This is a genomic window from Halalkalibacter krulwichiae (assembly GCF_002109385.1).
Classification (GTDB): Bacteria; Bacillota; Bacilli; order Bacillales; family Bacillaceae_D; genus Halalkalibacter; species Halalkalibacter krulwichiae.
On sequence record NZ_CP020814.1, the window covers coordinates 2,665,150 to 2,682,088 of the forward strand.

The window sequence follows — 16,939 nt, forward strand, 5'->3', positions numbered from 1 at the left end:
TGGAAAGAATTCAACTTAGGCTCCTCCTAGTAATTGTAATAACGTCCGCATTGAAACAATAATTTGGTCAAATAATTTTTGCACAGCTATAAAGAAAACGCCCATAAATACCGTTAATAATAGTAGACCAACGATTATTTTCAAAGGCATCCCAACAACAAACACGTTCATTTGTGGAACCGCTCTTGACACCATCCCTAACCCCACATCTACTAAGAATAATGAACCTACTATCGGAAAAGCCATTTGGAATGCAATGATAAACATCGCATTAAAAGTTGTCGCAATATACCTGATAACATTTTCTTGGTCAAAAGGTAGTGTAACTTGTTCCAATGGTACAAATTGATAACTATAATAAATGCCATCTAATAATAAATGATGTCCATTAACAAGTAATAGAAACAGTAACGCAAACGTATATAAATAACTCCCAGTTAAAGGCGTCTGGGCTCCTGTTTGAGGATCAACAACATTGGCAATCATAAATCCCATACTGTAATCAATAAATCCACCGGCAACTTGAATGGCATACATAAGAATGGCAGCGAGTAGACCTACAACAATTCCTACCATTACTTCTTTAATAATTAAAAAGTAATATAATCCATCAATCACAATAATAGGTGACTCAAGGGAAAAGACTATAATATACGCTAAAAATAAAGCGATCCCTATTTTCATAGTGTTTGGAATCGATCGATGTGCATAGATCGGCAACACAGCCAAAAAAGCTAAAACTCGAACAACAACGAGTAGAAAAGCTGGAAACAGATTTACAAAATCAACCATTAGCCAATAAACCTATGAAGATTACTAAAAATTTGATGGGTAAAGTTTGTAACATTGGATAGCATCCACGGTCCAAAAATAATTAAAGCAGCAAAAACTCCAACTATTTTCGGGATAAATGCTAACGTTTGTTCTTGAATTTGCGTTGTTGCTTGAAAAATACTTACTAACAATCCGAGACCTAAAGCAACAATTAGGAGCGGCCCTGCTACTAACAGGACAGTCCACACTCCATTTTCAGCCATATTTATAACAAATTCAGGACTCACCTATTTCACCATCCTCTAATTGAAACTGAGTAATAACGATTGAACAATTAAATACCAGCCATCTACTAGTACAAATAATAAGATCTTAAAAGGCAAAGCAATCATAACAGGTGGTAACATCATCATACCCATAGACATTAAAACACTAGCTACGATCATATCAATGACTAGAAAGGGAATAAAAATCAAAAAACCAATTTGAAAAGCAGTCTTCAATTCACTAATAGCGAAAGCTGGTATTAATGCTGTTAAAGGAATATCATCTAAAGTTTCAGGCCTTTCTAATCCAGCATACCCCATAAATAGGGCTAAATCTTTCTCACGAGTATGCTTTGCCATAAACTCTTTCATTGGAACACTAGCTAAATAAAAAGCTTCTTCTTGATCGATTTCTTCATTTATAAAAGGTGTAATTGCAACTTCATTCACTTCCGCAAATACTGGTGCCATAATAAAAAAGGTTAAAAATAGGGCCAAACCAATTAACACTTGATTCGGAGGCATTGACTGAGTTGCAAGTCCTTGCCTTACAAATGACAGAACAATAACAATCCTCGTAAAGCTTGTCATTAAAATGAGAATAGATGGTGCTAACGATAAAACCGTAAGCAAAATCAACAATTGAATGGTTGTTGCTACATTTGCAGGCTCATCATTTATAAAATCAAGATCCAGACCAGGGAGGGTAATAAAAGGAATGATAATAGTGTCTAGCATTATTGATCACGCTCCCTTGCTGCATCATGTAAATTCTTCTGTGATTTAGAAAGGTCTTTTAATTGTTTTTCAAGTAAATCTTTGAACTCATTTTGATTCGCTTTATTCGGTACATTCTTAAGCTTTTCTTGTTTTTTATTACTAGTAAATTTCCCTGAAACAAATGAAATAAATTTATTTAACGGTTGATCCAATTGTTCAAACTGTTCTTGCTGCTTTTTAACAAGAAGTTCCATCTCTTTTTTATCATCAATCTCTCTTAGTAACTGAATGGTTTCACCAACGCCTACAACTAATATACGTTCCCCTACTTTAACCAATTGTACTGATCGACTTTGTCCGAGTGAAACTCCTCCGATATTTTGAAGCATCTGGGTAGAACGAAATGATTGAGAGCGTTTGTTAACAAAACGTAAAAGAAGATAAATGAGAACAATTACAAGTGCTAAGGCGCTAATCATTTGCGCAAAAATTAAAAATGTATTTTGTTCTGGAATAATTTCGTCTGTTGCTGAATCGGTTTCAATTATACCGCTCTCATCTACTATTTCTTCTGATTCATTGGACATTTCGTCTTCAACAGACTCATTTCCATGTAATGTTTCAGATACTCTTCTATTCTCATCAGTTGTTTCAGCTCCAGCATGATTCTGCCACCCAAACAAACTTATAAGAACTAAGGCAAAAATAAATAATCTTAAATGCATCGATAAATAGCTCCCTACTTCTTTATGTTAATTACATACCAACCTTCTAACACAACAATATAGCATTAGGTGTCAATGGTTCTAGTTGCCTTTATAAGTATGTTGTTGGATGATCTTATTAACATTTTAATGATTGAACGACCAGCATTTATCATTTTAAGTTTTTTATTCGATCTTCTTGACTAACAATATCCGTTACACGCACTCCGAAATTTTCATCAATAACGACAACTTCTCCTTTAGCAATTAACTTTTGATTCACGAGAATATCAACAGGCTCTCCAGCTAATTTATCTAGTTCTATAATCGAACCTTGTGTGAATTCAAGAATTTCTTTAATCGATCGTTTCGTTCTTCCTAACTCAACAGTCACTTGAAGCGGAATATCAAGTAGCATATTCAAGTTATTCGACTCTTGATTAGTCAGTCTAGGATTTTCAAACGTTGAAAATGCGGCGGGCTGAACATCAATCTCTCTTTGCATTGCAGAAGCATTGCCGATATGCTGATTACCACGTTGGTCATAAATCTGTTCAGTCTTCGGAGACGCAAGACTAGGTCGCGCGACATCAATTCTGTCTGAATGTTCTTGATGGATTATTTCGCTTATTGACTCTTCTTCATATTTAATAGATAAATCATCCGTTTGTTCACTTGGAGGACTCATTAATTCATGTACTAAACCTTTTGCAAAAGACACTGTAATTAATTGCATTATATTAGAATCAATCAAGTTCCCAACTTTTAATCGGAATGATACCTTAATAAGGATGTCTTCCTGTGGCAGCTGAATAGTCCCTTCATCCTTTTTCAAATCCATTAAGTTGATTCCTGGAGGAGAAATATCAACTTTTTTATTAAATATCGTAGACATCGAAGTTGAAGCAGAACCCATCATCTGATTCATCGCCTCTTGAACAGCACTTATATGCATATCAGTTAAGTCCATTAAAGGGTCAGTGCCATCTCCCCCTAGCATTAAATCGGCAATTATTGCCGCATCTTTCGTCTTAATAACTAGGAGGTTTGTTCCTTCGAACCCTTCCGTATATTGAACATGAACAGCAACATGTGGATGTGGGAATTCCGATTCAAGTTTATCTCTCTTTATAATAGAAAGCATAGGTGTTGTGATTTCTACTTTTTGGTTTAATAATGTTGATAGTGCAGTTGCCGCGCTCCCAAAAGAGATATTTCCAATTTCCCCTAAAGTATCTTGTTCAATTTCTGAAATATAATCGGAAAGCTTTAAGTCAAGGCTTCCTTTACTGATGGTTTCCTCTTCATCATCACCAGTCACTCCTGCTAAAAGCGCATTAATTTCTTCTTGGGAAAGCATATCATCATTCATGCTCATTTGCCTCCTCAACTATTTCTGTCACTTGGACAGCAATCTGATTCTTCATTTTTCCTGGCTGTGCATTAAACTTATGTTCGCCTCCAACAAGTACGGACAAAGGCTTATCAATCGCTTGGTTTAATTCAATTACATCTCCCACTCCGAGCTGTAAAAATTCTTGTATCGAAATTTCAGAACGCCCCAATTCAGCTTGAACTATTAATGGTGCCCTTCTAATTTTGTTTTCAATATTCTCTATTTCTTCAGATAGCCTTTGCTTTTTCTTTTCCTGCATCCAATAGTGGACCGAAAGTTTTGGCAATATCTCTTCTAGAACAACATGCGGTAAGCAAATATTAATCATTCCAGACGTTTCTGCAATTGTAGTTGAAAGAGATATGACAACTACCGTTTCATTCGGCGATACCATTTGTAAAAATTGTGGATTCACTTCTAAATCCTCCATTACAGGATCTAGTTCAATTACAGAACTCCAAGCCACCTGGAAACTATCGATCGTCCGTTGAAATAACTGTGTCATAATCCGAGTTTCAATTTCGGTTAAATTTTCAACCTTATTTATGCTAACCCCTCTACCCCCTAACAACCGATCGAGCATTGCATAAGCAATATTAGGGTTAACTTCCATTAACAACCTTCCTTCTAAAGGATAAGGTTCAAAGACATTAAGTATTGTCATTTTAGGAATTGATCGGATGAATTCCTCATATGGAAGTTGATCTACTGACGTTACTGAAATTTGGACATATGTTCGAAGTTGAGCAGAAAAGTAAGTCGTTAATAACCTCGCGAAGTTTTCATGTATTCTTGATAAACTTCTTATCTGGTCTTTTGAAAACCGTAACGCTCTTTTAAAGTCGTATACCTTTACTTTTTTCTCATTTTCTTCTTTTTTGAGTTCGTCAGCATTCATTTCACCAGTAGAAAGTGCCGATAAAAGGGCATCTATTTCTCCCTGTGACAAAACATCAGCCAAGATCCTCACCTCTCTATCTCATTACTCTTACTGTATCACCCATGTTGTCGTATAAACTTGTATCACTTGCCCTTCTTGCATTAATTGATTAATCTCCTTTCTAATATCATCCTCGAATTCAGCTATCCCTTCTGGACCAGCTAATCCACTCGCTTTCCTTCCGGAGAGCGCACGTAAGATGATATTATTCACTTGGAAATCCCGTTTTTGAATTTCTTTTAGAGCTTTTTTATTATCTACATGAATCCGAAATGATGCTCGAATGAAATCATCTGATAATAAATTAGTCGTAATCTCTTTTGTATCAAATGAATGGGCAATAATTTCTTCAATCGTTGGCGGAGCGTCTGGAACAGGTTGATTCGTATAATTAGTTATTAGGACAAAAGCTACCACTCCAACAAGTGTTAAGGAGCCGAGAATAAGTAACATAATGTTGACAAGTTTATTTTTAAACAATCAAGACTCCTCCACTTCTTTGTACATACTAATAAGACCGATCTGTAAAAATTGCTGATTAATTCTTTTTTTAACTTCCTCAATCTCAGTACGGACAACAATCTTTTTTCCACTTACTAACGTAATTGTTGTATCCGGCAAAGATTCAATTTGTTCGATTAACATGACATTAAGTAAAAAAGGCTGGCCGTTTAAACGAATGAGTTCAATCATACATTGAATGGACTAGAGCGAACTCTAGCCCACCCCCTCTCTTAAAAAATTGATCTAGTATTATCGTTTCAAATTAACTAGCTCTTGAAGAATTTCATCCGATGTTGTAATAATTCGTGTATTCGCTTGGAATCCTCTCTGAGCTACAATCATCTCAGTAAACTCTTCTGACAAATCAACATTAGCCATTTCTAATGTACCTGCTACAAGTGCTCCTGTACCAGCTGCCCCTAACTGAGGAATGGAAATATAAGCGCCAAGATTGGCAAACCCGTTCAATGTCATATTTGTTCCTTGTATATTCCCTGAGTTTGCAGAAGCCGCGTATAAATTATTCCCTGTCTTTTGTAGACCTTCTGGATTTGAGAATTTAGCTAATCCAATCTGACCAGCAACTTGAAGACCACCATTATTTATGAACATAACCTTGCCATCAGCACCAACACTAAAACTTTGTGCATCAGCCGGAATTCTAATTCGCCCTAAAGCACCCTCAGTGGCATCAAAATCATCGACTGATTGAAAAGAAGCATCACCATTAGGTCTTACTCCCATTAAATAAAGACCATCAGAATTAACAATGTAACCCTCTTGATCTAAATAAAAGTTTCCTGCACGTGTATAAGAGAATTCTCCAACACCTGTAACAGGGCTTGGTCCAACAACAAAATAACCATCACCTGAAATTCCTAAATCTAGTTCTCTTCCAGTATTTTGTAGACTTCCTTGAGTATGAATAGTATCAATTGAAGCGATTTGCATCCCCAGACCAACCTGTCTCGCGTTAACTCCCCCTAGGTTTTGTCCTGGCCCTGTTGCACCAGCCATTTGTTGACTCACCATATCTTTAAAGGTTGTACGACCTTTTTTAAAGCCAAATGTATTTACGTTTGCAATATTATTACCAATTGTATCTAATTTCGTTTGCATATTTTGCATACCGGAAATCCCTGAATACATTGAACGTAGCATATGTTTTCCTCCTCATTCTGCCGCTTCCATCAATCCGCAGCTAAAAGACCTCCCAGAAGGGTCCAGTCCTAATCAATTAAAATGGTTCCATTAATATTTGTAAATATTTGTGACTTTGCTTCATCACGATTTAGAACAGTAATCACCGTATTATTTTGAGCACTAACTACAAGAGCAGCATCTTGAGTTATGACAAGAGAATCTTTAACACCTTTTATTCTAGCCTCTTTCACCTTCTCTTGAATTGCCAACCATTTTTCTGCTGAAAAATCAATTCCCCTTGTATCCATTCTGTACTGTGCATGCTTACTAATCTTTAAAACACTTGAATTCCTTATTTCATTGTTTAAAAAGTTATGAAAGGAAACTGTTTGTTGCTGATTGACATTTCGTCGAGTAGGCTTTGGCAGCGAATAGATAGATTGAGTCGAAATTCTCGAATCCATTTGACCACTTCCTTCCACCAAGCCGAACTTATTCTTATTTAGTCTCTGCTTTGCTAACTTGTACTACTTGTTCATTACTGATCCAACGCCCATCATCTAGTTGAATTCTTAACTGACCATCCTTTTCAAGCCGAACAGACGTTACAACACTTTCAACATCTTCCGTTTTCGTACGATATTCATCAATTGGCACTTGACGTTGCCATTGAATTTTCTTTCCGATTAACTCACTATGTTGCACTAAATTTTGACTCGACTGGATTGACACAAACCTTTGCATCGCTTGATTCATATTGGTCATTTGTTCTAATGTTGAAAATTGAGCCATTTGAGCAATGAATTCACGATCATCCATTGGGTTTGATGGATCTTGATTTTGGAGTTGTGTAATTAAAATTTTAAGAAAATCATCTTTCCCTAAAATTCCTTGATTATTGCTTTGCGTTTTCGTCTGGGTTTCTAAACGATACCCTTCATGAATAGTTGTCATAGTATCACCTATATTTCTTCATTAAATCTAGCTTCTTCTAATAGTTGATGGAATACCGGTAACTGATCTTGATCTTGAGCGTCTTCTTCTCTTTCATTTCCACCACTAGATGATTCTTTTTCTCTTTCCTTTTGTTCATCCAGGTTTTGTTGAGTAACCTCAATACGATCAACTTGAAGCTGTAGTTGGATAAATGCCTGGCGCAATTGAGTAATCTGAGATTCAATCAAGTCCCTAACAGCATGGTTTCCAGTTGTAATTTGAGCTGTAATGGATCCATCTAATTGAGTTAAGTGAATATGAAGCCGACCTAAATGAGCTGGAAATAATTTAATTGTAAAAGTATTCATATTACCTTGGTTTTGCGTAAACACACCACGTTTCAAAAACGAATGAAATTGCCGCAAAAACTGTTGTGCCTGAACCTCTTTAGGTAAACGATCACCTATATACATGACAGCCTGTTCTGTTTTCAACTGAAGGTGACCGACCTCATGTCCATTTGAATGATTCTTAACTATATTTGAAGGTAAAGGATCTGAGACAGATAATTTTAAATCTAATAGTGACTTATTATTTTCCTGGGAATCTAACAATTGTTCCTTCGGTTGGTTTCGCTCCATAAATAATCTAAATTGCTGAATGATTTCTTTTGTAGAGTTCGTATCTGATAAATCAATTCCGAGAACCTTATTCGATAGTCCACTTAACGCTATTGATAAATCCATTTTCTCTGTATGTGAATGAGAATGGGTATTTTGACTAACTTTTGAAGAAACAATCATTGATAAAATGAATTGACCGACATCTGAAAGAGTGTGAACACCTTCATTATCACTAACAGGGGATTGCAGTACATTGTGAATTATGTCATCCAATTCAGGTGCTAGAATTTGTAACAGTGACGTAATCTCTTCATCGGCTTCAAATGAGATATCATCCATCTCTTGATTCAATTGAATCAGTTCGTTTAAGAACTCCGATAATGACGTTGTTTTCTCTTCGAATTCAGAAGGTCCATCCCTCTTACTAACAGCCGTTTCCTGCCCTAGTATTTGTGCAAAAGAGCGATCGCTTTCTACTTTTGTTGGATTGTTCACTCTAATGAGTGAACTCGAACCACTTGTCCCAATATAAATGGCAGTATCTGTCAACCAATTTCACCTCCTTCTAGAATTATTGATTTGCTAATTGCGTTATAAGATTTGCTGCTAATTCGCTATCCATCTTTGCCAAGATTCCGGCGCGTACTTCAATTGAGATCTGAGATAAGTGTAAAAGAGCATCTTCATCCGATAATTGTTCTATAATAGCAGCTGCATTTTTAGTAGACATTGCTTCATAAGTCCTTGCTAAGTCTTTCAATTCTTGAACTTCAGATTCAAGTCGTGCTTCTTCAATAGCTGCTTTATGCTCAATTTGAGCTTGTTCATCACTTAACTTTTTTATCTCTTCTTCTCGCTCATTTAATGTCACTTGCAGACGGTCTACTTCAGCCTCTAGCTTTTGTATCGTCTCATTTAGATACTCAACATTTACCTCTTCTACCACCTCTACTGCTTCATTCTCAAGTAATGAAGCAACTACCGGAATCTCACTACCATATGCCTTCGCTTTATCCAAAACATTAACTCCGAGAAGAGATAAAATGACACTAAATAAAATAACCGCAAAAATAACGGGAATACACACTACGAGAAAAAACCACTGAAATTTACTATGTCCTTTTGAAGTTTCACTCATAAAATCACCATACCTATCGATTTGCAAACAATCGAAGTGATAACTCGTCCATGTTTATCAGTTCAACCCGCTTTTCTTCTTCATTAAATTGTTCTTCCTTAATTTGTTTCATTTTTTCATATTTTTTAAGTTCAGTAGATTTCGTAATATAAACCTGTTGCTTTTGATTCATTTTTTCTCTTGCTACTTGCGTTGCACGTTGCTTATGCTCGATCTCCTGTTGTAACTGTAGAATTTTCATTTGATTTTGTTGTAGATGATAAATGGATGTTCCACTTGAGACTTGCTTTCGTGCATAATCTTCAAGCTGTTCTTTCCACTTAAGTAGTTCGTATAGTTCAGTAGCAATATGTTCAAATTGATTAACTGCTTCTTGATATTCAACTTGTACCGTATTTTTCTCCTGTTCTCTTACTTGCATTATTTTTTGCAACGTGAACTGAAATGCCATACTACTGTCCACCTCTTCCGAACTCATTAATTAATTTTTCCACAGCTTGATTCAATGTTATGACTTCATCCGTCGCTTGTTTAATAAACGCAATAATCTTTGGGTACATCTGAATCGCTTCGTCTACCTCTCTTGAAGTCCCTCTTTTATAGGCACCTATATTAATTAAATCCTCGTTTTCATTGTAGATCGACAAATAGCTTCTAAGTTGTTCTGCTGCAAACTTGTGCTGATCATCAACAATATCTGCCATGACCCTGCTAACACTTTTCAAAACATTAATCGCCGGAAATTGACCTTTATTGGCTAATTTACGATCCAAAACCAAATGCCCGTCCAATATTCCCCTTACCGCATCAGCTATTGGCTCATTCATATCATCGCCATCGACAAGTACTGTATAAAAAGCAGTAATCGAACCACGCTTATTTGTACCTGATCGTTCTAATAACTTTGGCAACATAGCAAATACAGATGGTGTATACCCTTTTGATGTTGGCGGTTCCCCAATTGCAAGACCTATTTCACGTTGTGCCATTGCAAACCTCGTTACCGAATCCATCATTAGATTGACATGAAGCCCTTGATTTCTAAAATATTCAGCTACTGCGGTTGCGGTCATTGCACCTTTTATCCGCATAAGAGCGGGTTGATCTGAAGTAGCGACAACTAATACCGTTTTACTCATACCTGCCTTACCTAAATCTCTTTCAATAAAGTCTTGGACTTCTCTGCCTCTTTCACCAATAAGGGCAATCACATTGATATCGGCGGCTGAATTTCTTACTAGCATTGAGAGCAATGTACTTTTCCCTACACCGCTACCGGCAAAAATTCCAATGCGTTGTCCTTTCCCTACTGTAAATAACGAATCAATCACTCTAACTCCAAGAGACATCTTTTCAGTAATTCGCGGTCTCGATAAAGGATCTGGTGGGGCATTGTCTGTAGGAAAAGACATCAGCCCCTTTGGTAGAGAGGTTTCTGTCATTATGTCGCCACAACCATTTATAACTTTCCCGATCAATCCGACCCCAACTTTTATTTGGAGTGGCTTGCCTGTCGCCTCTACTAAACTCCCTGGAGAAATATCTGTCGTGCCATCTAGTGGCATTAATAACACATTCTCATCTTTAAATCCGACAACTTCTGCTTTTACTTTTGTTTTTTTGGTTTTACCAACAATGATATAACATAAGTCCCCTATCGAAGCTTGAGGCCCTTTCGATTCAATTGTTAAGCCTACTACACGTGTTACTTTCCCGTACCACTTATAAGGAGATAAAGAAGGAATTGAATCAATTAACGCACTAACTTTCATAAATGCCCTCCTGAACCATCTCCAATAATTGCGCTTTGAGAACTTCTAGCTGCTTGTCTACTGTCGCTTCAATACGACCATATTTGGTTTCAATCACGCACCCATGCTTCATCAAACCTGCATCGGGATAAATAAAAAGATTCTCGGTATGACTTAATAGCTGTTCGAGTTCCTCTTTTTGATTTGTTGTATATTCAAACCAATCTGGATGAACAAAAATTCTAACCTTTTCATGCTCTCGCACTTCCGTTATAACTTGCCGTAAGAGCGCTCCCCACACATGAGAGTTTCCCTCTAATTGCAGATCGATCATTCGTTTCGTGAGCGCACAAGCCACCTCAATAATCACAGGATCAGCTGACTCAATCGTTCGCTCATAATCTTTTTCTGATTGAACAATAACTGAATGGGCTTGTTCAATTAATTTATTGTAAGCTCGAAACCCTTCATTCTGACCCTCTACATAACCAGCCTCATAACCTTGCTTTTTCGCTTCCGCCTTTAAAACCTCAATTTCTTCAACTGCACTTTGACGAGCAACCTCAACTTGTTTCAATAAATTTCGGGCTTCTTGTTCTGCTTCAGCAATCAATTGGTTTGCTTTTGCTTGAGCTGCAGCAAGTTCAGCTTCCGTTTTCTTATTTACCTCTTCATTGTTTGTAAAGTGGTTAGGTTGTTCATTTGGCGCAAGACGATCATCAATTCTATTGAAGATTCCTTCTTCGAACAGATTACGTATCATAATTTGTTTTTTATCATTTGAATTAGAACTTGTATAAAGTGATTTAATAACCCTAGACAATGATATCGTCTCCTCCACCACGAGCGATAATAATTTCACCAGCTTCTTCAAGTCTGCGAATTACTGCAACAATACGAGATTGTGCTTCCTCCACATCACGTAACCGAACAGGTCCCATAAACTCCATTTCATCTTTAAATGTTTCCGCCATCCGTTGAGACATATTAGTAAAGACAATCTCTTTCACTTCTTCACTTGCAACCTTCAGTGAAAGCTGTAAATCTTCATTCTCAACATCTCTAATAACCCTTTGAATCGAGCGATTATCTAGAGTGACGATATCTTCAAATACAAACATACGTTTCTTAATCTCTTCAGCAAGCTCAGGATCTTGGATCTCTAGAGCATCCAAAATTGTCCGCTCAGTAGCCCTGTCAACACTATTTAAAACTTCCACAACCGCTTCAATTCCACCAGCATCCGTATAATCTTGTGTAACAGTTGCAGATAGTTTTTGTTCCAAGATAGACTCAACTTCATTAACAATTTCTGGTGATGTGCTATCCATCAATGCAATTCGCTTCGCTACATCTGCTTGCACCTCTTGTGGTAGTTCAGATAAAATTTGTCCAGCTTGAACAGATTCAAGATAAGACAAAATTAAGGCAATTGTTTGCGGATGTTCATTTTGAATAAAGTTTAAAATTTGAGATGGGTCGGCTTTTCTTGCAAAATCAAAAGGGCGTACTTGTAATGTAGATGTTAAGCGATTAATAATCGCCATAGCATCTTCTTCGCCTAATGCTTTTTCTAATATGCTTTTTGCGTAACCAATTCCACCTTGAGCAATATAATCCTGTGCTAATACTAACGAATGAAATTGTTCAAGAATCTCATCTTTCATTCCACTATCTACTTTGCGTACATTAGCAATTTCAAGGGTTAACTGCTCAATTTCTTCTTCAGATAAATGCTTATAGACTTGAGCTGAGACATCAGGTCCTAGAGAAATAAGTAGGATTGCCGCCTTCTGTTTCCCTGTTAACCCTTTGTTTGTTGTAGCCACTTTTATCCCTCCTAATCTTCAGATAACCACGTACGTAATAACTTTGAAAATTCTTCTGGTTTTTCCTTAGCCATTTTCTCTAATTGCTTACGTTTTGTTGCTGATAATCCAGTATTTTCATCAGGTAAGTCCGGTACTTCATAACGAACTTCTTCTACGAATTCATCTTCTTCTATTTCCTCTTTTCTTTTTCTTATTAACAGAAACACTAAAAGAAGAATAACAGCGATCAAGATCCCTCCAACTATAAACATCCACATTGGAATCTCCCCAATCGGTTGTTCAGCCATTTCTACTTTTCCTTCAAAAGGCTGTGATGTCACAACGATTTTTTCATTTATGGCTTCTGGCGTAAGTTCATCGGCATACGTTCCAGAAATACTAGTACGAACAATAGTTCCAAGTAGTTGTCGTATATCCTCTAAACGTTCCTGTGGAAGAAAATCCATACCATCAGGTGGCTCTAACATAACTTGAATTCCTAAATCCCGAATCTTATAAGGACTTTCAACAATCTCTCTATTGATTCGATTCACTTCATGATTGATACGATCCTCAGTTCTTTCCCATTCAGTTGGTCCTTCTCCAATGACCCCAGGGTAGTTCGGGATATCTTCACCAGTACCAACAACTCCACCGTCAACCATCCCTTCGCCACTATACGTTTCGGCAATTCTCTCTATACTAACAACAATACCTTCCAAATTGTCTGGATTAACTGGCTCAACCAATTGTTCCGTCCTATTTTCTTGCGTAAAGTCAATATCGGTGGAGACTGAGACTATCACTTTATCTCTTCCAACAACTGTCCCTAACATTTGCTGAACATCTCTAGTTAAATCTCTTTCTATATCTCGCTGTATCGCTCTTTGTTGTTCATATATAGAAAGGGCGGAATCAGCATAAGTAGCATCTTCGTAAACATAATTGTTAAACATTTGATCTGAGATGACGATATTATCGATAGGTAAATTGGGAACACTTTTAGAAACTAAATGAAAGAGTGCTTTTACTTGCGCTTGATCTAATTCATAACCAGGTGCCAAATCTACAACTACCGCAGCAGTGGATGCCTCACTCACTGCGCTTAACCAAACACTTTCTTCTGGAAGTGTAATCATTACATTTGCATGATTTACGCCGTTCATATTTCGAATTAAACTAGCTAACTCTGTTTGCATAGCTGCTCGTTCAATAACAGAGAATTCATTATCTGTCATACCAAATCCCATTTGTTCTTGGAAAAAGCTATAATCTATGCTTCCGCTTTTAGGATATCCTTCTGCTGCTAATTCAACTTTTAAAGAGTCCACTAAAGTTTCCGGTACAAGGATCGACGTACCATTATCAGAAATGGTTGATGAGATGCCTCTTGCATCTAATACTTCCTTGATTTGCCCCGTTTCTTGAAGGGTTAGGTTACTATATAAAGTGGAGTAGTTTTGTTTATTTACCATAAAAATCAATAAAAGAACCATTAAAATAACGGCAAAAGCCGATCCAGCAAATACCATCTTTTGCTTACGTGAACGACTTGTCCAAAATTCCGTTATTCTAGTTTTATAATTTACTAGTTTCTCGTTCATGTGTCCTCCTCTTGAGCAACAATTCAGCAGATAGAATAAAATAGGGCTGTCTCAAAAGTTTCAAGGCAAGGTTTTCCGTACACAATGGCAAGGATGACTCAAAATCAATGTCAGAGTCATCCTTTCTTATACTTGCATCCTCATAATCTCTTGGTATGCCTCAATAACTTTATTTCTCACCTCAACTGTTGCCTGGAGTGTGATGCTTGCTTTTTGCCCAGTAACCATTACATCATGTAAATTTTCTATTTCACCTTTAGCCAATAATTCGGTTTTTTTACTTGAAACATTTTGTAGTTCATTCACATCTTTAATCGCTTTACTCAAGGCCGTCTTAAACGTTTCCTGGGCATCAGCTGGTGTGATTTTACGATTTATTCGATTGAACGATTCATTGATCAGAAACGGTGATTTAATTTGATTCACATCCATTCGAGCTTGCCTCCTATCTTCCAATTTCCAAAGCTTTTAAAAGCATATTTTTCGATGCATTTAACGTCGTTACATTCGCTTCGTAAGATCTAGTTGCACTCATTAAATCAACCATTTCCTTAAGTGGATCGACGTTCGGCATTTGTACATACCCTTGTTCATTCGCATCCGGATGTTCTGGATTATAAACTAGCATAAAAGGTGTCTGGTCATCAGCAATTTGCTTTACTTTAACCCCAGCACCAATATTTGGATTCATTGACGCTTTACTTAAATACGAAGCAAATGATTGTTTTCCATTCTCCTGCATGACCACCATCTTACGCCGATACGGTTGCCATTCCCCATCTACTAAGTTCGCTCTTGTCGTTTCTGCATTTGCCATATTCGCTGAAACCACGTCCATACGTAATCTTTGCGCCGTTAGAGCGGACGTACTTGTGTTTATACTATGGAAAATTGTCATTTTTTAATTCCCACCCTTGATTACAGTTTGTAAACTGTTGAAGCGCCCATTAATCCGATCAATTAAGGCATTATAATAAATTTGATTTTTAGCAAGCTCCGCCATTTCAACATCAATATCAACATTGTTCCCATTATGGTTATAAACACTTGAACGATTTACTTGTACTGATGGAGTTGATAGAGTTGAACTAAATTCAACGTGTTTTTCATTCGTTCGATTTGCACGAAAATTTGAATCTTTTAATGCCTCATCCAATGTATGCTTAAAGTTAATTTGCTTAGCTTTATAATTCGGTGTATCGACATTCGCAATGTTTTGTGTTATCGTCTTTTGCCTTACTTGCGCACCTTCCAATCCCCTTTGTAGGGCTATAAAACTACTTCCTCCAAATAAATCCAATTTTCTTCACCTTCCGACAAATTACTACAAATCGACAATAGTCTCATATTCAACCTTTATTTTTGACATTCTTTCATAGTCCTCATCGAAAATTGTAATAAAAGTAATAGTGAAAGTCTAACATCGTTTAATAGAAATATAGATTCAATATAAAAGGACTAGAAAAAAATGTAGACTTTTGTCTTATTTCACTACCTATATGTTGTTTAATTTTGGCAAAAATTGATAAAAATCGACAAATGCTATTTTGTATTGTGTCTTCGTAATCTTGTTTGTAATCATCATATCACTACTTATTTCTCTATACTGTGACATATGTTACAGACAAAAAGATTCTCTTAACCCATTAACAAGCCTTCTTCATTCATTATTCGATAAATCCATTTTCATAACCATTGTAAACTATTCCTATATTTCTAAATCTCCTTTCCTAGGAATAAAGCTTCCTCTTCCTAGGTCTAGGCGTAAATCTACAAAAGGACATACTTTAATCCCTTCTAGTCCACAAAAAAACGACGTATGTGAATATACGTCGTTTTTCATTTCTTTATTTAGCTTTTAATTTATCCAACTCAAGTAAGAACTTATCATTTAATACCTTAATATAAGTTCCTTTCATCCCTAATGAACGAGATTCAATAACACCTGCACTTTCAAGTTTACGCAATGCATTTACAATTACAGAACGCGTAATCCCTACACGATCGGCAATTTTACTTGCTACTAATAAACCTTCTTTTCCATCTAGTTCATGGAAAATATGCTCTACTGCTTCTAATTCACTGTAAGACAACGAGCTAATCGCCATTTGAACAACAGCTTTACTTCTCGCCTCTTCTTCAATTTCTTGTGTTTTCTCATGTAGAATTTCCATTCCAACTACAGTCGCACCATACTCTGCTAATATTAAATCATCATCGCTAAACGATTCATTTAAACGAGCAAGGATCAGTGTTCCTAGTCTTTGTCCCCCACCTTGAATTGGGACAATCGTAGTTAACCCACTTTTAAACAAGTCCTTGTTTTCGACTGGGAATGCAGTGTATTCACTTTCAATATCAAGGTTCGCTGATGTTTCCTCAATTTTAAAGAGACCATCTGTGTATTCCTCTGGAAAACGACGATCTTCTAACATCTTTTTCATTCGCTCATTTTCAATTTCTTGCTTAATAGCGAAACCTAAAAGTTTTCCGCGACGACTAACAACAAAAATATTAGCGCTGATCGTGTCTCTTAGTGTTTCAGCCATGTCTTTAAAATTCACATGCTGAACACCCGTTTTTTGTAACATTTCATTAATCTTTCTTGTTCTTGATAATAAATCCATTT

22 protein-coding genes are annotated in these 16,939 nt (G+C 36.6%); all 22 read right to left on the minus strand.

The genetic code is table 11. The features are described 5' to 3' along the window. Window positions 1–15: 15 nt before the first annotated feature. Window positions 16–792, minus strand: a complete 777-nt coding sequence (fliR, locus tag BkAM31D_RS13430) for a flagellar biosynthetic protein FliR (RefSeq protein WP_066150185.1) — start codon at window positions 790–792, stop codon at window positions 16–18. After that, window positions 792–1,061: a flagellar biosynthesis protein FliQ gene (fliQ, locus tag BkAM31D_RS13435; protein ID WP_066150188.1), complete on the minus strand. Its 270-nt coding sequence runs from the start codon at window positions 1,059–1,061 to the stop codon at window positions 792–794. The genes fliR and fliQ overlap by 1 nt, the downstream gene beginning before the upstream one ends. A 15-nt stretch (window positions 1,062–1,076) precedes the next feature. Then, a complete protein-coding gene (gene fliP / locus BkAM31D_RS13440) occupies window positions 1,077–1,778 on the minus strand; it encodes a flagellar type III secretion system pore protein FliP (protein ID WP_066150191.1) in 702 nt (233 codons plus the stop codon). Beyond that, window positions 1,778–2,485 carry a flagellar biosynthetic protein FliO gene (locus BkAM31D_RS13445; protein ID WP_066150195.1) on the minus strand — a complete coding sequence of 236 codons (708 nt, stop codon included), beginning with the start codon at window positions 2,483–2,485 and terminating at the stop codon, window positions 1,778–1,780. Before BkAM31D_RS13445 ends, fliP begins: the two co-directional genes overlap by 1 nt. A 151-nt stretch (window positions 2,486–2,636) precedes the next feature. Continuing rightward, a complete protein-coding gene (gene fliY / locus BkAM31D_RS13450; RefSeq protein WP_066150198.1) occupies window positions 2,637–3,836 on the minus strand; it encodes a flagellar motor switch phosphatase FliY in 1,200 nt (399 codons plus the stop codon). Further along, window positions 3,829–4,821 (minus strand): flagellar motor switch protein FliM, encoded by a 993-nt coding sequence (gene fliM / locus BkAM31D_RS13455; protein ID WP_066150200.1) that lies wholly within the window; start codon window positions 4,819–4,821, stop codon window positions 3,829–3,831. The genes fliY and fliM overlap by 8 nt, the downstream gene beginning before the upstream one ends. A 27-nt stretch (window positions 4,822–4,848) precedes the next feature. Further along, window positions 4,849–5,280, minus strand: a complete 432-nt coding sequence (gene fliL / locus BkAM31D_RS13460) for a flagellar basal body-associated protein FliL (RefSeq protein ID WP_066150203.1) — start codon at window positions 5,278–5,280, stop codon at window positions 4,849–4,851. Further along, the gene (locus BkAM31D_RS13465) at window positions 5,281–5,493 is read right to left on the minus strand and encodes a flagellar FlbD family protein (protein ID WP_066150206.1); all 213 of its coding nucleotides are present in this window, start codon (window positions 5,491–5,493) and stop codon (window positions 5,281–5,283) included. It abuts the gene before it with no gap. Window positions 5,494–5,553: 60 nt separating this feature from the next. Next, a complete protein-coding gene (gene flgG / locus BkAM31D_RS13470; protein WP_066150208.1) occupies window positions 5,554–6,465 on the minus strand; it encodes a flagellar basal body rod protein FlgG in 912 nt (303 codons plus the stop codon). A gap of 68 nt (window positions 6,466–6,533) precedes the next feature. Continuing rightward, a complete protein-coding gene (locus tag BkAM31D_RS13475; protein WP_066150210.1) occupies window positions 6,534–6,911 on the minus strand; it encodes a TIGR02530 family flagellar biosynthesis protein in 378 nt (125 codons plus the stop codon). A gap of 34 nt (window positions 6,912–6,945) precedes the next feature. Next, window positions 6,946–7,401, minus strand: coding sequence for a flagellar hook assembly protein FlgD (flgD, locus tag BkAM31D_RS13480; protein WP_066150213.1), 456 nt, complete (start codon window positions 7,399–7,401; stop codon window positions 6,946–6,948). Window positions 7,402–7,409: 8 nt separating this feature from the next. Continuing rightward, window positions 7,410–8,555 (minus strand): flagellar hook-length control protein FliK, encoded by a 1,146-nt coding sequence (locus BkAM31D_RS13485; RefSeq protein ID WP_066150216.1) that lies wholly within the window; start codon window positions 8,553–8,555, stop codon window positions 7,410–7,412. 22 nt (window positions 8,556–8,577) lie between these two features. Then, window positions 8,578–9,144 (minus strand): MotE family protein, encoded by a 567-nt coding sequence (locus BkAM31D_RS13490; RefSeq protein ID WP_066150219.1) that lies wholly within the window; start codon window positions 9,142–9,144, stop codon window positions 8,578–8,580. A 13-nt stretch (window positions 9,145–9,157) separates the two neighbouring features. Continuing rightward, window positions 9,158–9,595, minus strand: a complete 438-nt coding sequence (fliJ, locus tag BkAM31D_RS13495; protein ID WP_066150222.1) for a flagellar export protein FliJ — start codon at window positions 9,593–9,595, stop codon at window positions 9,158–9,160. A gap of 1 nt (window position 9,596) precedes the next feature. Continuing rightward, on the minus strand, window positions 9,597–10,916 hold the full coding sequence (gene fliI / locus BkAM31D_RS13500) for a flagellar protein export ATPase FliI (protein WP_066150225.1): 1,320 nt from the start codon (window positions 10,914–10,916) through the stop codon (window positions 9,597–9,599). After that, entirely contained in the window at window positions 10,906–11,718 is an 813-nt protein-coding gene (fliH, locus tag BkAM31D_RS13505; RefSeq protein ID WP_066150228.1) for a flagellar assembly protein FliH, read from the minus strand. Before fliH ends, fliI begins: the two co-directional genes overlap by 11 nt. Beyond that, window positions 11,711–12,724 carry a flagellar motor switch protein FliG gene (gene fliG, locus BkAM31D_RS13510; protein ID WP_066150231.1) on the minus strand — a complete coding sequence of 338 codons (1,014 nt, stop codon included), beginning with the start codon at window positions 12,722–12,724 and terminating at the stop codon, window positions 11,711–11,713. Before fliG ends, fliH begins: the two co-directional genes overlap by 8 nt. Window positions 12,725–12,735: 11 nt before the next feature. After that, complete coding sequence (gene fliF, locus BkAM31D_RS13515) at window positions 12,736–14,310, minus strand: flagellar basal-body MS-ring/collar protein FliF (RefSeq protein WP_066150234.1); 1,575 nt, start codon at window positions 14,308–14,310, stop codon at window positions 12,736–12,738. Window positions 14,311–14,436: 126 nt separating this feature from the next. Further along, complete coding sequence (gene fliE, locus BkAM31D_RS13520; RefSeq protein WP_066150239.1) at window positions 14,437–14,742, minus strand: flagellar hook-basal body complex protein FliE; 306 nt, start codon at window positions 14,740–14,742, stop codon at window positions 14,437–14,439. Window positions 14,743–14,755: 13 nt separating this feature from the next. Continuing rightward, window positions 14,756–15,208 carry a flagellar basal body rod protein FlgC gene (gene flgC / locus BkAM31D_RS13525; RefSeq protein ID WP_174521894.1) on the minus strand — a complete coding sequence of 151 codons (453 nt, stop codon included), beginning with the start codon at window positions 15,206–15,208 and terminating at the stop codon, window positions 14,756–14,758. A gap of 3 nt (window positions 15,209–15,211) precedes the next feature. Beyond that, window positions 15,212–15,610: a flagellar basal body rod protein FlgB gene (gene flgB / locus BkAM31D_RS13530; RefSeq protein WP_066150241.1), complete on the minus strand. Its 399-nt coding sequence runs from the start codon at window positions 15,608–15,610 to the stop codon at window positions 15,212–15,214. Window positions 15,611–16,157: 547 nt separating this feature from the next. Continuing rightward, window positions 16,158–16,937 carry a GTP-sensing pleiotropic transcriptional regulator CodY gene (gene codY, locus BkAM31D_RS13535; protein WP_066150244.1) on the minus strand — a complete coding sequence of 260 codons (780 nt, stop codon included), beginning with the start codon at window positions 16,935–16,937 and terminating at the stop codon, window positions 16,158–16,160. Window positions 16,938–16,939: the final 2 nt, after the last annotated feature.